The sequence below is a fragment of the Alteromonas sp. G5_S2_22_S1 genome, from assembly GCF_054968525.1.
The window spans coordinates 174,585-192,685 of record NZ_JBQKUJ010000005.1; the positions used below are offsets into that span (position 1 = coordinate 174,585).

13 protein-coding genes are annotated in these 18,101 nt (G+C 44.6%); 4 read left to right on the forward strand and 9 right to left on the reverse strand.

The genetic code is table 11. The features are described from left to right. Positions 1 to 53: 53 nt before the first annotated feature. Positions 54 to 1,079 carry a 2-hydroxyacid dehydrogenase gene (locus tag ACTRWF_RS07905; RefSeq protein ID WP_071951527.1) on the forward strand — a complete coding sequence of 342 codons (1,026 nt, stop codon included), beginning with the start codon at positions 54 to 56 and terminating at the stop codon, positions 1,077 to 1,079. On the opposite strand, the gene ACTRWF_RS07910 is transcribed toward ACTRWF_RS07905, so the two are convergent. Beyond that, on the reverse strand, positions 1,076 to 1,819 hold the full coding sequence (locus ACTRWF_RS07910; RefSeq protein ID WP_462835338.1) for a methyltransferase: 744 nt from the start codon (positions 1,817 to 1,819) through the stop codon (positions 1,076 to 1,078). The two genes, ACTRWF_RS07905 and ACTRWF_RS07910, sit on opposite strands and share 4 nt — an antisense overlap. Positions 1,820 to 1,834: 15 nt before the next feature. Continuing rightward, the gene (locus ACTRWF_RS07915; RefSeq protein WP_071951526.1) at positions 1,835 to 2,596 is read right to left on the reverse strand and encodes a Nif3-like dinuclear metal center hexameric protein; all 762 of its coding nucleotides are present in this window, start codon (positions 2,594 to 2,596) and stop codon (positions 1,835 to 1,837) included. Positions 2,597 to 2,842: 246 nt separating this feature from the next. On the opposite strand from ACTRWF_RS07915, the gene ACTRWF_RS07920 reads away from it, so the two are divergent. Continuing rightward, positions 2,843 to 3,157: a hypothetical protein gene (locus ACTRWF_RS07920; protein WP_012518386.1), complete on the forward strand. Its 315-nt coding sequence runs from the start codon at positions 2,843 to 2,845 to the stop codon at positions 3,155 to 3,157. 100 nt (positions 3,158 to 3,257) lie between these two features. On the opposite strand, the gene ACTRWF_RS07925 is transcribed toward ACTRWF_RS07920, so the two are convergent. The 4 genes from ACTRWF_RS07925 to ACTRWF_RS07940 all read right to left on the reverse strand — a co-directional run bounded on the left by ACTRWF_RS07925 (position 3,258) and on the right by ACTRWF_RS07940 (position 10,509). Beyond that, positions 3,258 to 3,881, reverse strand: a complete 624-nt coding sequence (locus tag ACTRWF_RS07925) for a TetR/AcrR family transcriptional regulator (RefSeq protein WP_462835339.1) — start codon at positions 3,879 to 3,881, stop codon at positions 3,258 to 3,260. 110 nt (positions 3,882 to 3,991) lie between these two features. After that, entirely contained in the window at positions 3,992 to 5,014 is a 1,023-nt protein-coding gene (gene sohB, locus ACTRWF_RS07930) for a protease SohB (RefSeq protein WP_020743564.1), read from the reverse strand. Positions 5,015 to 5,132: 118 nt separating this feature from the next. Next, complete coding sequence (locus tag ACTRWF_RS07935; protein ID WP_020743563.1) at positions 5,133 to 7,658, reverse strand: acylase; 2,526 nt, start codon at positions 7,656 to 7,658, stop codon at positions 5,133 to 5,135. A gap of 253 nt (positions 7,659 to 7,911) precedes the next feature. Further along, complete coding sequence (locus ACTRWF_RS07940) at positions 7,912 to 10,509, reverse strand: VolA/Pla-1 family phospholipase (RefSeq protein ID WP_462835340.1); 2,598 nt, start codon at positions 10,507 to 10,509, stop codon at positions 7,912 to 7,914. A gap of 350 nt (positions 10,510 to 10,859) precedes the next feature. On the opposite strand from ACTRWF_RS07940, the gene ACTRWF_RS07945 reads away from it, so the two are divergent. Next, positions 10,860 to 11,606, forward strand: a complete 747-nt coding sequence (locus tag ACTRWF_RS07945) for a YciK family oxidoreductase (RefSeq protein WP_462835341.1) — start codon at positions 10,860 to 10,862, stop codon at positions 11,604 to 11,606. A 125-nt stretch (positions 11,607 to 11,731) separates the two neighbouring features. Here the strand turns inward: ACTRWF_RS07945 and glnS are convergent, their stop codons facing one another. Further along, positions 11,732 to 13,399: a glutamine--tRNA ligase gene (glnS, locus tag ACTRWF_RS07950; RefSeq protein ID WP_462835342.1), complete on the reverse strand. Its 1,668-nt coding sequence runs from the start codon at positions 13,397 to 13,399 to the stop codon at positions 11,732 to 11,734. 297 nt (positions 13,400 to 13,696) lie between these two features. Between glnS and ACTRWF_RS07955 the strand changes: the two genes are divergently transcribed. After that, a complete protein-coding gene (locus ACTRWF_RS07955; RefSeq protein ID WP_015067222.1) occupies positions 13,697 to 14,719 on the forward strand; it encodes a LacI family DNA-binding transcriptional regulator in 1,023 nt (340 codons plus the stop codon). Positions 14,720 to 14,896: 177 nt separating this feature from the next. On the opposite strand, the gene ACTRWF_RS07960 is transcribed toward ACTRWF_RS07955, so the two are convergent. Next, the gene (locus tag ACTRWF_RS07960) at positions 14,897 to 16,591 is read right to left on the reverse strand and encodes an alpha-amylase family glycosyl hydrolase (protein WP_462835343.1); all 1,695 of its coding nucleotides are present in this window, start codon (positions 16,589 to 16,591) and stop codon (positions 14,897 to 14,899) included. A gap of 1 nt (position 16,592) precedes the next feature. Beyond that, positions 16,593 to 18,074 (reverse strand): MFS transporter, encoded by a 1,482-nt coding sequence (locus ACTRWF_RS07965; RefSeq protein WP_015067220.1) that lies wholly within the window; start codon positions 18,072 to 18,074, stop codon positions 16,593 to 16,595. Between the last annotated feature and the right edge of the window lie 27 nt (positions 18,075 to 18,101).

The window sequence follows — 18,101 nt, forward strand, 5'->3', positions numbered from 1 at the left end:
TAGCTTCACTGTATGTTTTAAATTGCGTTTATCGAATACTACGAGGGAGCGTTATGAGCCAGAGCAAAATTGAAACTGACAGTGAAAGTAGCAGAAAAGTTGTGTTTTTCAGCACCCGCCCGTATGAAAAACAGGTTTTCACTGCCTTACTTTGTGAACGTAATAAAACGCTGCAACCCCGTATAGAAGCCACTTTCTTTGAACACCCTTTAACCCCTTCAACGGCGGTAAGTTGTAAAGGTTTTTCTGACGTCGTGGTATTTGTTAATGATGACGTAAATGCAGAAACAATTGACGCACTTAAGCACGCCGACGTAGAGCATATTGCACTTCGCTGTGCAGGTTTTAATAACGTTGATGTTAATGCTGCTACCCGAGCAGGCATTTCAGTAAGCCGTGTACCTGCATATAGCCCTGAAACCGTTGCCGAGCATACCCTTGCCCTTATACTGACATTAAACCGTAAAACCCATAAAGCGTATAATCGCGTGAGAGAGGGTAATTTTAACCTTGCCGGGTTGATAGGGTTTACTTTACATAATAAAACGGTAGGTGTAATCGGCACCGGCAGAATTGGCAAGGCCGTAATACGGATATTGTTAGGCTTTGGCTGTCGCGTGCTTTGTTTTGACCCTATAGAAGACGTAAGCGTAAAGAAAATGGGAGCGCATTATGTCTCTCTTGACGAACTATTCGCAATGAGCGCGATAGTTACGCTTCATTGCCCACTTAATGAACATAGTCATCACATCATCAACGAAAGTAGCCTTGCCCAAATGCCTGACGGTGTCATGCTTATTAACACGTCCCGAGGGGGCTTAGTCGATAACGATGCGATAATAAAGGGCCTAAAATCAAGAAAAATTGGATATTTAGGGCTAGATGTATACGAACGTGAATCTGAACTCTTCTTTGTCGATCATTCCCAAGAAATCATTCAAGATGACGTATTTCAACGGTTAACCACTTTTCCTAATGTGTTGATAACAGGCCACCAGGGCTTCTTCACCGAAGAAGCCCTAGAAGAAATTGCCAATACAACCATCGACAACATACTAAGCGGTAGCAATAGACTTTAACCTTTTTCTAAAATAAGGTGGAAGTATTTACCTAACCACAGGTACGGCGGCATTTTGTTGTATTGCCGTTCAAGCGCTAATAATTCATCAAACTTACTATTTTGATGACTAATATCCCGCATATAGTCGTGAAAGCAGCGGATCCCCGCTTTGTCTAACACCTTAAACCCCAAAGATTCACAATAGTCTACAACTCGCATTGCACCAAGCGGTTGTTTTGGGTTTAGCCTCACCTGCTTTTTCGCTTTCATGCCCTTAGCAATGTAATCGAAATTACCGTAAATCGCATTTGCAAATAGGTTTGCGTCTTGATTAAAAAAACTCAGGCTAAGGCGTGCGCCACGTTTCATATTCTTATGAATAAAGTCGATAGCATCGAAGGGGGCATCTAACCACTCTAATACCGCATGGCAAACCACTAAATCATAGGCTGCTAAATCATCTATTTCCTGCAAGTACTGATGTCGAATTCGTATATTATCGCTGGCGTTGAGCAAAGGGGCGGCTTTCGATAGAACATCACTTGATGCATCGGTAAGGACAACGTCATGACCCATTGCAGCAATATGCGCAGTCATCACGCCCGTTCCTCCACCAATTTCAATGGCTTTTAACGGCCGGGCTAAATATGGCGCAAGTACATCACACAACAAAGTATGCCTAAGCCTGCCCTTCGTTGTACCATAAATGTTGTTTGCGAACTTTTCTGCGATGCCGTCAAATATATGGTCGTTCTTCATATTGTGCAATTACAGCTAAGCTGGGTTATCAATATCGATAAATTCAACCGTTACGTCGAAGTGTTCAGCAATATGCTCTCCAAGAGATTTAACACCGTATCGCTCGGTAGCGTGGTGGCCGGCTGCTAAAAAGGTTATTCCCATTTCTCGGGCTGTATGGACAGTTTGTTCCGATACTTCTCCGGTAATAAAAGCATCGACACCAAGTTCAACAGCTTGTTCAATAAAACCCTGACCACCGCCGGTACACCATGCCAGTGTTGTAATGGGTTTTGACGTTGGACCTTCTAATAGCACATCTCTTTTTAGTATTTGCTGAAGTGTAGATTGCAACGTCACACCGTCGGTTTCATCTTCTAACGTGCCCTGCATCACTACGCCAATCGGTTTAACATGGCTAACTGCATGAATATCTTGAATACCTAACAAAGACGCCAGCTGGCGATTATTGCCAAATTCAGGGTGAACATCCAAAGGAAGGTGGTAGGCATATAAGTTGATATCGTTAGCAAGTAAAGCGGACAATCGGCGTTTTTTCATACCCGTGATGGTCTGCGACTCACCTTTCCAAAAATAACCGTGGTGAACGATAATGGCATCTGCGTCAGCGTCTATCGCGGCGTCAACAAGCGCTTGAGATGCGGTAACACCAGTAACAATTTTTTTAATTTTACCTGTGCCCTCTACCTGTAAGCCATTTGGACAGTAGTCACTGATTTCATTCGCCCTTAGAACGCCATCGAGATAGTTTTTCAGCTCAAGGTTATTAATAGACACAGGTCCTCCGGTGGAAAGTTAGACAAATAGGTTAAAAAACGCTATAAAATGTAGCGAACGTTTATGAAATTACCTGCTATTTAACTGAAATAAGCGCGAGATACTGGTTGTCACATAGGCGCTGCATATGTGCACTGCGCCTTTAGGCTTTCCGCTGTAAACGTTGCCTTTACGTTTAACGCGTATCTGGTGTTCAGGTAAGTCATTATTCGTTCGTCATCTTAACAAAATAAAGAGCAAAAAAGCATGGCAAACTTAGACAAAGACACGGTAATCGCTGCATTTTCTGACGCTTATAAAAAAGCCCACGGCAAAGCACCTAACATAGAAGCTAAAAGTGGCTGGTACAGTGTTGATGGTGGTAAAAATGTACGTTTAGCACAGCTTCAGGAAATGGTAGATTCGATGTCGTCACAAACAACGACGAAGAAAGAAGCCAAAGCCTCGTCTACACCGAGTAAGAAAAAAGCATCTGGTCCAGCAAAGTCAGGTTTTTCTGTGAAAGATTTTTGGGCAGAAAAGCTTAATGCAGAAGTACCAGGAGCCACTTTACCCCGTTAAAAATATGTTTAACGGTGTATATTGGTTTTACACCTACAGGCAGATACAAACTGTAGGTGTAATCTTGGCTTTTTCGCAAAAAAAAACCGTTATATATCGATTACCTGCCGGCTAAGCCCTGTGCAACAAACGGAACAAGGTGGTTTATCACCTCTTCGATATTGACGTGCTTGTGAAAATCCGACTCGGCTATCTCTGTCAATGCCTGACTTGATGCCATTGAAAATACAAAGCTCCCCATTGCAAAATGAAGACGCCAGAATAACTCCTCTTCAGGCAAGTCTGGCAAACACTGCCTAATGGCATTCACAAGTGTTCTAATACAATCACCATAATCAGTCATTATAAACTTACGCAAATGGCCTTGGGTTTCGTTATACCCGCGGCCAAGAAGTTTTACAAAGGTGGCGGTGCCCTGAGGCGACAATTCGTTTAAGTCTAACATTGGGGGAATGAGTGAATACAGCAGCTGCTCTACCCCTTTTGCCCCCTTACTAGGCTGAATTTCAGCTAAGCACGACTGTACTTGCGGCATTAGATGGTCAAAGTAGCGCTTAAATACCGCCTGAATAAGGTTTTTCTTACTGCCAAAGTGATAGTTAACCGACGCTAAATTGACGCCGGCTCTTGCAGTAATATCTCGCATGGAGGTTTGTGTAAACCCGCTTTGAGAAAACAGAAACTCTGCCGCATCTACAATATCGCTTTTAGTATGCCGTGCCATATTCTTTTTATTATCTTTATGTAGGTTAATTAATTACGTTACGTCTGCACCCCAAAAGCCGTAAAAAAAACAGCATAGTGCGCCCTTAAAGCGCAGACGTACCGCTTGCGTTAAAACCAGTGACGCGCTTTGCTCATTGATTTCATAAATACCCTTTCAACAACGCTTGCTGCTGACATACCTAGCTTTTCAGCGACGTTCTTCTTCACTGAATATTTAACGCTAAATATTTCCCGTGCTGGATAATGAGAGAGAATATAATCATCTGATGTGGTTATCTCGTCGACCAAACCTAGCGTCTTAGCTTTGATACCAGGCCAGTACTCACCTGTAGCGACTTTGTCAATGTTCATATCAGGGCGTTGGCTTTGAACAAAGTCTTTAAAAAGAACATGAATTTCTTCAATTTCTTCTTTAAATTTGGCACGACCTTCGTCGTTATTTTCACCAAAGATCGTCAGCGTTCGTTTAAATTCACCGGCGGTGTGTTGCTCAAACTCAATGTCATTCTTCTTGAGCAATTTATTGAAGTTAGGAAGCTGCGCCAAAACGCCAATACTGCCAATATAAGCAAACTGAGAAGCAAGTAATTTATCAGCAACACACGCCATCATATAGCCGCCACTCGCCGCTACTTTATCCACAGCGATAGTTAACTTAAGGCCTTTTTCTTTAATACGCTGAAGCTGTGATGCTGCAAGTCCGTACCCGTGTACCACACCGCCGCCACTTTCAAGGCGAACTAACACTTCGTCCTCTTTATTAGCAACACAAAGAATAGCGGTAACTTCTTCGCGTAAATGTTCAACTTCGTTTGCGTCCATCGAGCCTTTAAAGTCGATGACGTATAAGCGGGACTTGTTCGCGTCTACGCCCTTTTCCTTATTTTTTGCCTTAGCTTCTTTCTTTTGTTCCTTTGCCAGTTTTTTAAGCGCGTTCTTATCTAAAAGTACCTGCTTTGCATAATTCGTTATGTCTTTTAACTGTTCAGAAATAGACACGATTTCAAGTTGGCCTTTCCCCTGCTTCTGCTTACTTGCCACACCGACAATGGTTGATACAACCACGATAAAAGCAACGACGAGTGTTACTGCTTTGGCAACAAACAAACCGTATTCGTACAAAAACTCCAAACTCTACTCCTAGTAAAATAAACGGGTAAGCAACGTTATCTACCCAACACGTAAATAGCGACTTTACCAATAAATGGCAAAGTCGCTGTTTTCATTGCGCTATAATACCAGTCTCACCTTAGTCTGACGATAGTGTAACGTGCTCAATCTTATTGGCCTCGATCTCTTCTTCCGTAAAATAGATATCTCGTAGCGTTGGTTGCGTTGAGTAGAGGCGAGTTTGGTCTAAGAAGTGTTCACTGCCATATTTTCGAGACTGAGAATACGTCAAAATACCACGGCCTTTCGGGCCTTCATCGGTAAAATTGATTACCATAGCCCAGCTCGTGCCGTAGTTAATGTGATAACCCTCGGCTTGGGCACTCATTGCCGTATTGTTGTTTATTGTCTCGTAGGAATGTCTAGGCAACAGCGTTCCATTTCTATTGCTACTAACATCGAATACGTTAAAGCCACCTTCAATGTTGTGTGCGCCAGCCCACGGCAGTTTTACACCCGAAGCCGTTCCATCAGGAAGACTACGTTCAACAAACTGCACATCGCCAAGTGGCGCATCAAAAGCAATACCTGCTTCTTCAATTACCTGCGTTGCACGCGCTAATTGCTGAAGCGTTACATCATTTTGCATTAAGCCTGAAGGTGTGGTTACTGGCATTTCCAATGAGAACGGTGTTTCCCACTGTGGCGCTTGGTTAAATTGGAACGCAAACTCTCTAAAGACGTGAGCGCCGGTACTGGTAAGATTCATGGTTCCATCCCAGTCTTCCAGTGCAGCACAAGATACAGAGATATCCACTGCCGTACCGTCTACATTCACAGGCGTATCGCCCTGATTCGCACACGCCTCTAATAAAGAAGGTAAAATATTTTCAGCCAAGTAGCTTCGGTTGTTAAACAATAAACCTTCTACTTCTTGTGGCGTAAAGGTACCGTCACTCCCCGCTTCATTTTCGATAAACTGCTGCCCCATTCGTGAACGCAGGCTTTGCTGGTTGTCGACATTACCAAAAAGCGGGTTGCTCACAACAATAGGTGAATTCAAATTTGTCAGCCAGTAACTGTCATTTGAATTTTGAACTGAATCTGTTCCTTCGTATTTAGGCGCTTCTTCGTAAGGTACAGGCCCCTCGAAGTCGAACTGAGAAATATTTCCGGGTAAGACCGTAAAACCCGCAGCAGCCTTCGTCTGAATAAGCAACGGGTTAGTGGTGAGTTGTTCAATAGCCGTTTCTGTTAAATTCGGCACCGTCGAATCATCGATATAAAATACCTGGCCGTCGCTAGAAGCCGCCATCGTATTGTTAAATATTACCCCGTCATAGTCTTTAAAGGCTTGTTTGAACTCGTCCATTGACGTGGCCATGTTCATGGCTAGCCAGTGGTCGACAATATCAAAGTTAGGCAAGTTAGCGTCTTTTATTGCAAACGCGTTGGTGTCGCTCCAATCAAAATTACCTGGCACCTCTATCATAGGGCCATAATTCGTATAATAAGCCGTTTTTTCTAGCGTTATTGTTTGTCCACCGCCCACAGCCACGTCGATTTGCATTGGCTTTTCGTAGATAGTACGTCGGTTACCATCGACAACATGGGTTAGCCCTGCTTCGTCGTTTTCATCTAGCGTTAGTTGATAAACCACAAAATGTTCTGCCGTGGAAAAGGTATGTGTCCACGCGACGTTTTCATTAAAACCAATGTTCACTGCCCCAGGTAACCCCATTAATGAGCCCCCCGTTACGTTTAAATGACCGGGAACTTGCGCATGAAAGTTCCAAAAACGTAGGTTGCCAGTATGTGGGAAGTGTGGATTACCCAATACCATGCCTTTGCCATTCGTTGTTTTATCACTGCCTAAACCCCACCCATTTGAGCCCATTTCCTGCGGATTGCGATCGGGCACCTTAACGGTAGGAGCGATCTTAATGGACGCCGTGGACTCAGTTGAAGATGCAGTTGGGGTTGGTAAGTAACTTTCCCCTTCAGGCGCTGCGATAAACATTGGGCCTAAAAAGTTAGCGGCACCAGGTAGCAGCGCTACGCCTAATGAATAGGTTAATAGGTCTACACTGTCGATTTCAGTAACCCAAGGCTGACCTGCACAGCTTTGATCTTGCTCATCTACGGGCGTTTCGTTTAAGTAGCGATTGTACCCAGCAGTATAGCCCTGAAACATAGCTCGTGAGTTTGCAGATAACCGGGGGAGGTTTTCCTCTGCTAGCTCTCTTATGCCTAAAGTTATAAAACCAAAATCATTAATGAGATGCTCTGAGTCTCCGCTGCCTGGTACTGCATCCGGTCCGAAATACTTAGCACGCTCTGAATTATATTTAAGAATTTGATCGGCCAGTACGCATAAATTGTCACGCGCAAAAGCATAGCCAACACCGTAGGCCATGCTCTCTAAAGTATCGGCTTTAACATGAGGCACACCGTACTTAGTCCAGGTTACGTCTGCCGATAACGTTCCGTCAGGTGAAAAAGCGGGAATAGGCTCAGGTGCTGGCGCTGGTGAAGTTGGGGGCGTTGGTGCCGGCTGTTGTATGTTTGAAAAATCGTTGTCGTTATCTCCGCAAGCACTTAGAAGCGCTGTGAGAGAAAGTGCAATAAGCGTCCGTTTACTAGTAAACGTGGTTTTATTAATCATCGCATGTTTTCCCTAATGATGAATGAATAGGCCCTTTTCTATGCTGCTCACACGTTTTTTTAATGAGTGTGTTACGCAGAGAGATTTATACTGATCTGACCTCTGTTAACACTACATTAACAACCTGCAACTTTCAAACAACATTATAATTTATATACAAAAAAGCCGGTTTAAAGAAACACTTTAAACCGGCTATAACATTGTTTAATGGTGTTGTTTTAACTACACCTTGTTACCAAAGTAACGTGCACTTTTAGTTTGCAACCACACTTTCATCAGAGATAGGTAACGCTAACGCATCTGAAGCTATGTAGCCAGCCACTTCTTTTTGCATTTCGGTAGTAACCGCTGCGCTCGCCGCTGGGCTTAAGCTAGATGCGTGAGCCCCACTGTTGAACAATACCAAGCCACTAATTGGGTCAGTACCTGGCCCTTGAGTCGTTGTTACCTGCTCTAGGCCAATAGTAGCAGCTAGCGGTAACTGGCCCGACAGTGGTAAGGCTGTAGACACTGGAATTACTTGGTCAGGCAAGTTCTCTTCGCTGCCATCACCTACTACCGTCATCATGTGAACAGGCGTATTACTACCAAGCGTTTGTGCATAGTTGGTTGGGTCACCCGCATCCATGACGGTTTGAGCAGCAAAAGCAAACTCAGCAAATACCGCATTTACTTCAGCAGCCTGTTCTTCTGTTAACGCCTCTTCAAAGATAGCGACTGCCGCTGCAAGTTGTTCTTCGTTTACGTCAGTTGTTTCATACAACTGCTGTAATAGAGCAACAAAATCTTCTGATGCCTGTGAAAGCAGTAACCCTTTGATCAGGGGACCAAAAGCAGCAGACTCTAGTAAGAATTGTGCCACGCCGCCTCCCGGTGATTCAAGAGACGCTTCTCTAACAGCAAACATACCATCAAGTGCTGCTAAATCACCGCCCATTGATGTATTTGCAACCGCAGCGAAATTACCGCCAGTAATGGCCCCTAAAGAAACCCCCATGATTGAAACACGACCCATATCGAACTTAACGTTCTGTGTTGTTGTATTATCAATCACTGCATTTAAGCCTAAACGTAAGCCAAGAAGATCAGACACACTTTGGCGCAAGTTATCCCGCGCCGTAGGCAGGCTTGCTAGGTTCATATAGTGCGTGGCGCTTACGCTTGTAGCGTTAAGGTCGTCAGTACCATCGCCATCTAAATCAAAGCCACGGCTACCGTGTAGCGGTTGGTCAATGGCTACAGACGCAATACCTGCCAGCGACAGCGTACCCGTAATGGCAAGCATATCTTCTTTTTGACTAGTAATGCCATGCGCTAAAATAACGACCGGCCATCCTGCTTCTGGCATACTAATTGGGAAACCTAGTACACCAGCAATGGCTGGATCAGGAATCGTTACCTGCACGTCTAGCGTCTCCGTTCCCATGTTACCGCCGGTAGGCTGTGGATATGGATTGAACTTCGTAATGTTTCTAGCGCTATCTAGCATTTCACCATTAATGCGAACATCGGCAAGGCCAAGAGAAGAACACATTTCTGCATTTGGACCTGGCTCAGCATTAGCAAGCAATTCTTGCGGTGCGCCTGCTAGCACAATGCCGCTATCACACGCTGCTTTCCAGAAGTCATTTACTGGTGCTAATGGGTTTTCAGCACTCGGAACACCTAGGAAATAAGGCAGTGCAATATTACCCTCTAAGCGCTGTGCCGCACAGAATGGACCTGCTTGCGCCAAGATACCCGTAGATACGCCAACAGCAAAGTCGTTTAGTGCGCCCCACTGCGCAGACAATTGGCCAGAAACTGTACCAGCCAGACCTGCACACGTTTCCAACGCGCTAAAATCAGTTGCATCAATGGCAGCCTGTACTTGCTCAGATAACCCCTGTTTGCCCTGCTCTACCGCACCTGCAACAACCGTAGAGTTTACAAGCCCTAGTGCTTCCATTGCATTTGGCGCTACTGCTGCATCACCAACTGTAATCGCCGGTAGTGCTGAAGGCGCAGAAGGATCACCGCCTGCTGCAAGTTGAGCAAAACCACTAATCATGACTTTTTTAATCGTATCTAGCGAATTAGCAACAGATTGGGTGGTAAAAGCAGACACATAAGTAATATCTTCACGGGCAAAGCCGGCACCTAGAAGAGGGTTAACTAAAGAATTAACTAAACCTTGTAATTGAAGCTGTGCATCGCTTCCTAAAGGGTTGGCATTAATATCTTGCCTTACCAAGTCCCACGTAGTTGAGCCTTGTACTGACTTGCCTGAAGAATCTTTCAAATCAGTAGTCATGACCAACATGTAACCTTGCGCAGCCTTAAGTGGTTTTAAAGGCACAAAAGTAATCGTGTTGCTATCAGCAAGGCTTAATACATAATCAACACCGAAAGTAAGTTGGTCACCAAGCTTACAACCCGCTGATGGCGTGGTGATTTGCGCGCAATCTGGGTCGCTTTGGTCAAGACCTAGCGTTGCTTCATACAACAATACGCCAGATGCTAGCGTGCTCTCGTCTAACGAAGCACCCGGCGGTGTTTCTACGTTGATAACGAACGGGTGCTGAGTAGACCACCCATCTAACACGTTAAGCGCATTTTGCGGGTCAGCAAAGTCTGTGGGGTCAGCCACTGGGATATTTAGTGTGTAATCGAAGAAACCGTCATCGCCCGGAAGCATAAGAAGGTCGTTTGGAATGTTGAGGTTCCCTGCTGCTGGGTCAAAAAGGATCCGCGAAAATGGGGTTTGGACTTCTGTTTCGGCCTGAATGTCGGAAAGGGTTTCATCGGAGCCACCACAGCCTGCTAGACCCAGCGCAAGGGCCACACTGGAACTTAATACGAGTTTTCTCATCTCTACTCCCTACAAGCATTGTTGTTATTCTGCGTCTAAAACTCAACTCTTATAAAAGTAGCCTGCACTATCCTGTCTTTACAGGTGTAGTTAATAGTTTTAAACATGTTAGACCAGTTGTATCTTCCTCAATCTTATTGACTTTGTTGCAACTTTGCAAAGTTTTGTTAACTATTAATGTTAACTTTTTTTACGTTTGAAGAGTTTTTTCATTCAATGTTTTACTTGTGAGTCAGGCTGAGTATGATCTGGGGACTTAAAAAGCGAAGCGTTACTGACCTTTAAAACTTATTAAAGGGCAACAAGCTTCGACTTTCGCGAATGAAAAATTAACCTTTTAAAGGAATACGATGAACGATTACAACGCACCAGTAGATTTGTTACGCGACAAAGTGATTCTTGTCACCGGTGCCGGCGATGGGATTGGTGCACAAGCCGCGAAAACTTATGCTGCTCATGGCGCTATTTGTATTTTATTAGGCCGTACTGTATCAAAACTTGAAGCCGTCTATGACGACATTGTTGCAGCTGGTGGCCAAGAGCCTGCGATTGTCCCCTTAGACATTAAAGGTGCTACCCCCTCTCACTATCAGCAGATGACCCAGACGATTATTGACCAGTTCGGCCGTCTAGATGGGGTGCTACACAATGCAAGCATTCTTGGGCATTTAAGCGCATTTAAAGATATCGACGCCGAAGAGTGGCAAGACGTGATGCAAGTTAACGTAAATGGTATGGTGTACATGACTCAAGCACTCATTCCGGCGTTAGAGAAAGCCGAGAATGCATCAGTGATTTTTACCACATCGAGTGTAGGCCGAAAAGGCCGTGCGTTTTGGGGAACCTATGCGGTTTCTAAGTTTGCGACAGAAGGCGTTATGCAAACCCTCGCCGATGAGTACCAGAACAAAACACTAAGGTTTAATTGTATCAACCCTGGCGGTACTCGCACGCAAATGCGCGCTCAAGCGTTTCCGGCAGAAAATCCAGATACATTAAAAACGCCTGAAGATATTATGCCTATGTATCTTTACTTAATGGGGAATGACAGCATCGAAGTTAACGGGCAGTCACTCGATTGTCAGCCAAGAAAATAGCGCGTACACACGATATCTATTAAATTAAAAACGAGCGCTACCAATATAAAAATAAAAACCGCTTAAGCTAGCTTAAGCGGTTTTTTTTAACAATGAAGCCGATACATGTGGCGTATATAACTAGATTATTCGCCTATTTTAGCCCATGTGTCTCTTAGGCCGACAGTGCGATTAAACACCGGTTTTGCATCAGTACTGTCTTTGTCTACACAAAAGTAGCCCGTGCGTTCGAATTGCCATGCACCTACTTCTGGCACATTTCCAATTAAGCCAGCTTCTGCCCAGCCCTGCTTAACTTCGAGAGATTCAGGGTTAATTGCGTCGGTAAAGTTCTCTTCTGCCGCTGGGTTTGGCACATTAAATAAGCGGTCATAAAGTCTAAATTCTGCCGCTTGTGCGGTTGCCGCATCTACCCAGTGAATAACGCCTTTGACCTTGCGGCCATCGGCTGGATCTTTACCTAATGTATCAGGATCGTAAGTACAATATACTGTGGTAACGTTCCCTTCTTCGTCTTTCTCGACCCGATTAGCTTTAATAACGTAGGCGTTGCGTAGTCGTACTTCTTTTTCTAACACTAAGCGTTTGAATTTCTTGTTAGCCGACTCACGGAAATCTTCCGCTTCAATGTAAACCTCACGACTAAAGCCAATGTTACGCGTACCCATACTTTCATCGTTAGGGTGATTTGGCGCAACGAGTGTTTCGGTCTTCCCTTCTTCGTAGTTTTCGATAACGAGCTTTATTGGGTCAAGTACCGCCATAGCACGTGGCGCATTAGCGTTTAAGTCATCGCGAATGCAGGCTTCTAGCATGGACATCTCAACCATATTGTCCATTTTAGTTACGCCAATTCGTTTACAAAACTCAACAATAGAACCCGGTGTGTAACCACGACGACGCAAGCCCGCAATTGTAGGCATGCGCGGGTCATCCCAACCACTTACGTGGTTTTCTTCTACCAGTTGAATAAGACGACGTTTACTTAATACCGTGTACTCCAAGTTCAAACGAGAAAATTCGTATTGACGGGGCGTACAGTCGATAGAAATATTTTCAATTACCCAGTCGTAAAGACGACGGTTATCTTGAAACTCTAGTGTACACAAAGAGTGTGTTATACCCTCAATGGCGTCAGAGATACAGTGGGTAAAATCGTACATCGGATAGACACACCACTTATCACCTGTTTGGTGGTGATGAGCGTGTTTAACCCGATAGATTACAGGGTCGCGCATACACATAAATGGCGATGTCATGTCTATTTTAGCGCGTAAACTACACTCGCCCTCTTTGTAGTCGCCTGCTGTCATTTTGGCGAACTCTTTAAGGTTTGTTTCCACGTCTGTATCGCGATAAGGACTATTTTGGCCTGGCTCTTTCAACGTACCACGCATTTCACGCATAACGTTTTGCGCAGAAAAGTCTACATAGGCTAAGCCTTTTTCAATAAGTTCAACCGCATAAGCGTGAAGTTGATCGAAATAGTTTGATGAATAGCGCGCCTCGCCATCCCACGTAAACCCAAGCCAGGTTACGTCTTCTTTGATTGAGTTAACGAAAGTAATGTCTTCTTTCGCTGGATTAGTGTCGTCAAAGCGAAGGTTACAAGACCCGGTGTAGTCTTCTGCAATACCGAAGTTTAGGCAGATAGACTTAGCATGGCCTATGTGAAGAAACCCGTTTGGTTCCGGCGGGAATCGAGTTTTAATAGCGTCATGCAGACCATTAGACAGGTCTTTATCAATAATCTGACGGATAAAATTGGTCGGACGGTGTTCAGTCTCGGCCATTCGCAGGTTCCCCTTATGCACGTATAATTTCAAAATCTGTTTGAGTATAACACTGTCACAATTGGTTCAACCATGTTTTATTCAAAGAAGCATAACAAGTGGTTGAATTAGCAGCGATCCAGCAAACCTAAGAGTAAATGTATGCACCGCGTTGATAAGCCACACAGGTACACTACGCCTTTGCTTGCCATTGCGTTACGATTCCCGCTTTCGGCATTCAAAAAGCGCGCGTAAAAAGAAAAATATGGTAATCTACGTGCAGCGACAACAAAGTCGTAGCAGCAAATCATGGTATTTATGAAAGAAAAAGCAACCTCTTTTGACATTGCCCATCTGGCAGGGGTTTCACAGTCAACCGTTTCTCGGGCACTTAATAATAGCCCGTTGGTTAATCAAGAAACTCGTGACCGCGTTCAGCGTATTGCTAGGGAACTCAATTACAAAGTTGATAAGAACGCAAGTAACTTGAGAAAGCAAAAGAGCAGTACAATTGCCTTACTCTTGTTTGAAGACCCAACGTCTGATGACTCAATGATCAACCCGTTTTTTCTGGCAATGCTAGGCAGTATTACTCGAGCCTGCGCTCAGGCTAACTATGACCTCCTCGTGTCTTTTCAAAACTTAGAAGATGACTGGCACGCAGAATACGAAGATTCTAATAAAGCTGACGGCATTATTTTGTTGGGTTATGGTGACTACACCGACTACCAAAACAAAGTTGCACAGCTTGAATCTCAAGGTACGCACTTTGTTCGCTGGGGTGCACCTGATGAAGCCCACCCGGGCGTTAGCATTGGGTGTGACAACTACCAAGGTGGTCAAAGCATCACTGAACACCTGATTGCATTAGGTAAACGCTCGTTTGCTTTTATTGGTGACAATGGTGAACATGCCCCCGAGTTCAAAGCGCGCTATAACGGATATTTTGAAACCCTTATGGCTCATGGCCTGGATAAAAATAGTGTGCAAGAAAACGCGAATTCAACAGAAGATGCAGGCTCAGAAGCCATAAAATCGCTACTTCAAAACAAAGCGCTGCCTCAAGCTATTGTTTGTGCATCTGACCTTATCGCTATGGGCGTGCTTAGGGCGCTTAGGCAAGCTAAAGTCAATGTACCCGACGATGTAGCCGTGGTGGGGTATGATAATATTGCGGTGTCAGCATACACCACGCCTTCGCTAACCACGGTTCAGCAAAATACGAAGCTTGCCGGCGAATTACTTGTTAATACACTGCTTAAAGCTATTAATAATGAAGAGGTAGAAGATTACTTAATGCCTGCTGATATTATTATTCGCCAATCTTGTGGTAGCGAATAGCGCAGTTGAGTTGACCGTTAGTTATCGTTATTGAATAGTGACGTAGCGAATATAAAAAGCCCCGAAAAATGTCTATCGGGGCTTTTTTGTATCAGTAATCAGGTGAGTATCACCTGAATGTTCGTTAAAGCATGGGCGTCACGCGATAACATCAAGGTAATAAAAAATAACAGACCTTTACTGACGCGATAGCTGATACTTAATTTGAGCAAGCAGTGCCTCGTTCTCAACCTTCCCTTCGCGCAGCCACACCTGCACCCCGTTTGGTTCAACAGTAGCGCTTAATTTCCCGCCTTCAGCAATGGTTAATTCGCGCCCCGTTAACTGCTCAACCCAGTTACCCGACTGGATGAATTGATTAACATTAAACGTCTGTGCACTATCGCCTTTATTAAGCAGAACCAGAGCAGTTTGCTGGCTTTCTTCCGTATTAATCACTCGGTAAAACGCTGCCGTGTGCCCGCTAAGCGCTACATTTACCTGAATACCACGTTGTAAAGCAGGCGTATTTTTACGAACGTTTGCTATGTCGGTTAAGGCTTGTTGAATAGGATGATTAACCGCTGCATCTAACCTTTCTTGCCCTACGTAATTACGGTTCCCTGCATGTTCTGCAGTGCCGCGCATAAACCCGATTTCAGAACCCATGTATACCACAGGTATTCCCCTTACCGTGAATAACCAGTTGTGTGCGTTAATAAAACCATTGTCCGTCGCGTTGATACGCGCCATATCATGGTTGTCGTAAAACGTCGTTAAATCGTACGGGTTATGGTAAGGTCCATGCGTAAGATGTAACGCATTTTCTAAATCAGCAAAATCGCTTTCCAGTGGCTTTTCAAATACGCTGACCATGGCTTTTTGCATCGGAAAATCAAGAACGCTTACCCCACCATTTTTTGGCAGTGTATGCTGAGCAATATTATTGGCCTCGTAATCAAACGCTTCACCAAACATGAAGAAGTCTGGGTAACGCTCTCTAATTCTATCGGAAGCTTCTCGCCAAAAAGCGTGGGGAACGTGTCTAATCGTATCAATTCTAAAGCCATCGGCGCCCTGTGAAATCCAATATAGATAACTATTTATGAGATAATCACGAACTTCAGGGTTCTCATCATCAAGGTTCGACAGCTTTACCAAATCAGGATAGTCATGAAAAAAACGGTGAAGCGGGTTGTTTTCTGGGTCTAATTCTTGAGGGGGTAAATTTTGATGATCAGCAACCAAGTTGTCATCTTTATCATAAATTTCACCGTACCCAGGTAAGTCTTCCTCCATCGTAAAGCTTGGTGTACCGTGATTTGCCACGATATCAAACACCGATTTTAACCCGCTAGCCTTCATTTTAGCGGTGTAATCCCTCACGCTTAAATCATCACTAACAAGGTGCTCGTCGGCTTTGTAGAAATTTGTTGCCCAATAACCGTGATACCCTGTTTTGCCACCGTCTTTAAAGGCGCCACCATAGGTAATAGGTTCATCGCCATTGAAGGCGTAATCAGGGTTATCGTGAACAGGCGTCATCCACACTGCAGTGAAACCCATATCCTTGATGTAATCAGCATTGTTTAAAATGCCTTTTAGATCTCCGCCCATGTAGCCCACGTACGCTTTTTTACCCTCAGGGCCTTCAAGCGGAAGTTGCCAAGTGGGGTATTCCCCACCTTGTGTCTCATGGTTATTTGAAGGGTCGCCATCAACAAATCGGTCGGTAACAACAAAGTACACCGCTTCACTGGCAAACGGCGTGTCCGTACCGACAATACGGTCAGCGGCAACCTTTGACCTTACTTCATTATTTACAGTGCTTGCGCACGCTGAGCAAAGTACACCTGCTACAGTCAACGCGATAGCTGTCCGATTAAATTTCATATTACGCTCCCTTTGCTGCTTCAAGGTCTTGCTTATCGGCTTCTTTTACAAAAAAGACTGAGGCAGCTCCAATCAACATAGACACACCCGCTACAACAATGATGTATTTAGCATCGTTATCGAAGACGCTACTTAAAATCCATCCAGCTGTTAAACCCGAGACAATCTGTGGCGCTGCAACGGTAAAATTAAATATTCCCATGTAAACGCCCGTTTTATTTGCAGGTAGTGCACCCGCAAGCATAGCGTATGGCATCGCTAAAATGGCCGCCCACGCGATACCTACACCTATCATCGGAATAAGTAACTTAACAGCGCCAAGCGGCACCGTTACTTCGGTGATAAGTAGGTTAACGTTTACCATGTTTAAGTCTTGGAAAAGCAGGAAACTTACATAGCTGATACCGCCTAATGCGAGGGAACCGGCATAAACGGTTTTACGACCGAATTTATCTGCAAGCTTTGCAAGAAAAATAGAAAATATGGCGGCAAACACAGAATAGGCAGCAAACAAGATCCCCACCCAATCACCTGCGGCACCTTTAGCCATAACTATCGCTTCCGGCACAACTGGCGCTGCTGCGATAAAAGTAGGGTCAAACCATTGCTTATCTACGTTCCATATATGTTGCGTAATGGCTGGCGTGGTGTAAACCCACATAATAAACAGTGCAAACCAAGAGAAAAACTGCACTACAGCTAATTGCCTCATGGTCGTTGGCATGTCTTTTACCAGTGTAAAAAACTCAGCCAGACGCTGCCCTAGCGGCGCCTTTTTCTCTTCAGTTGTTACAGAAGCTGTCTCGCTAAGGCCTTTGTAACGATTGTAGTCTTCGGGTGCATATTCTTTAGTGCGGATCACGGTCCAAATGACAGTACCTAACAACACTGTTGCGCCAATATAAAACGCCCAAATGACGGAAGGAGCAACCTGCCCCATTTGTGCCGTATTTTCAAGACCAATGACGTTCGTTAGGACAAAAGGAAGAATAGAGCCGATAACAGCGCCAATATTGATAAGTAGCGATTGGATAGAGTACCCAACATTGCGTTGCGACGGCGGTACCATGTCAGAAACTAACGAGCGAAATGGCTGGAAGCACACGTTAAACGATGCGTCCATTAGTGCCACCATCAATGCCCCCATTAGCATGGGCGCAAGAAACGCCACAAATAGCGGGGCGTTTGGTAACAGAATCATTCCCAATACTGCTGCAATAGCGCCTGCTAGAATAAATGGGCGGCGTCTGCCTAGACGGTTCCAGGTTCTATCTGAAGCTGAACCAACGATGGGCTGTACAATAAGCCCCATAATGGGCGCTACAAGCCAGAAAAGAGAGAGTGAGTGTAAATCGGCCCCTAAGTCTGACAAGATGCGACTAACATTTGCGTTTTGCAGTGCAAAACCAAATTGAACACCGAGAAAGCCAAAACTGACGTTCCATATTTGCCAAAAAGAAAGGCGTGGTTGAGTTGCTTGCATACTTTACTCTATTTATTGTTTTATTTT

Excerpts from the sequence above, each read along its gene's own strand:
- ACTRWF_RS07905 (WP_071951527.1), top strand. The coding sequence starts at position 54 with ATGAGCCAGAGCAAAATTGAAACTGACAGTGAAAGTAGCAGAAAAGTT.
- ACTRWF_RS07910 (WP_462835338.1), bottom strand. The coding sequence starts at position 1,819 with ATGAAGAACGACCATATATTTGACGGCATCGCAGAAAAGTTCGCAAAC.
- ACTRWF_RS07920 (WP_012518386.1), top strand. The coding sequence starts at position 2,843 with ATGGCAAACTTAGACAAAGACACGGTAATCGCTGCATTTTCTGACGCT.
- ACTRWF_RS07925 (WP_462835339.1), bottom strand. The coding sequence starts at position 3,881 with ATGGCACGGCATACTAAAAGCGATATTGTAGATGCGGCAGAGTTTCTG.
- ACTRWF_RS07935 (WP_020743563.1), bottom strand. The coding sequence starts at position 7,658 with ATGATTAATAAAACCACGTTTACTAGTAAACGGACGCTTATTGCACTT.
- ACTRWF_RS07940 (WP_462835340.1), bottom strand. The coding sequence starts at position 10,509 with ATGAGAAAACTCGTATTAAGTTCCAGTGTGGCCCTTGCGCTGGGTCTA.
- ACTRWF_RS07945 (WP_462835341.1), top strand. The coding sequence starts at position 10,860 with ATGAACGATTACAACGCACCAGTAGATTTGTTACGCGACAAAGTGATT.
- glnS (WP_462835342.1), bottom strand. The coding sequence starts at position 13,399 with ATGGCCGAGACTGAACACCGTCCGACCAATTTTATCCGTCAGATTATT.
- ACTRWF_RS07955 (WP_015067222.1), top strand. The coding sequence starts at position 13,697 with ATGAAAGAAAAAGCAACCTCTTTTGACATTGCCCATCTGGCAGGGGTT.
- ACTRWF_RS07960 (WP_462835343.1), bottom strand. The coding sequence starts at position 16,591 with ATGAAATTTAATCGGACAGCTATCGCGTTGACTGTAGCAGGTGTACTT.
- ACTRWF_RS07965 (WP_015067220.1), bottom strand. The coding sequence starts at position 18,074 with ATGCAAGCAACTCAACCACGCCTTTCTTTTTGGCAAATATGGAACGTC.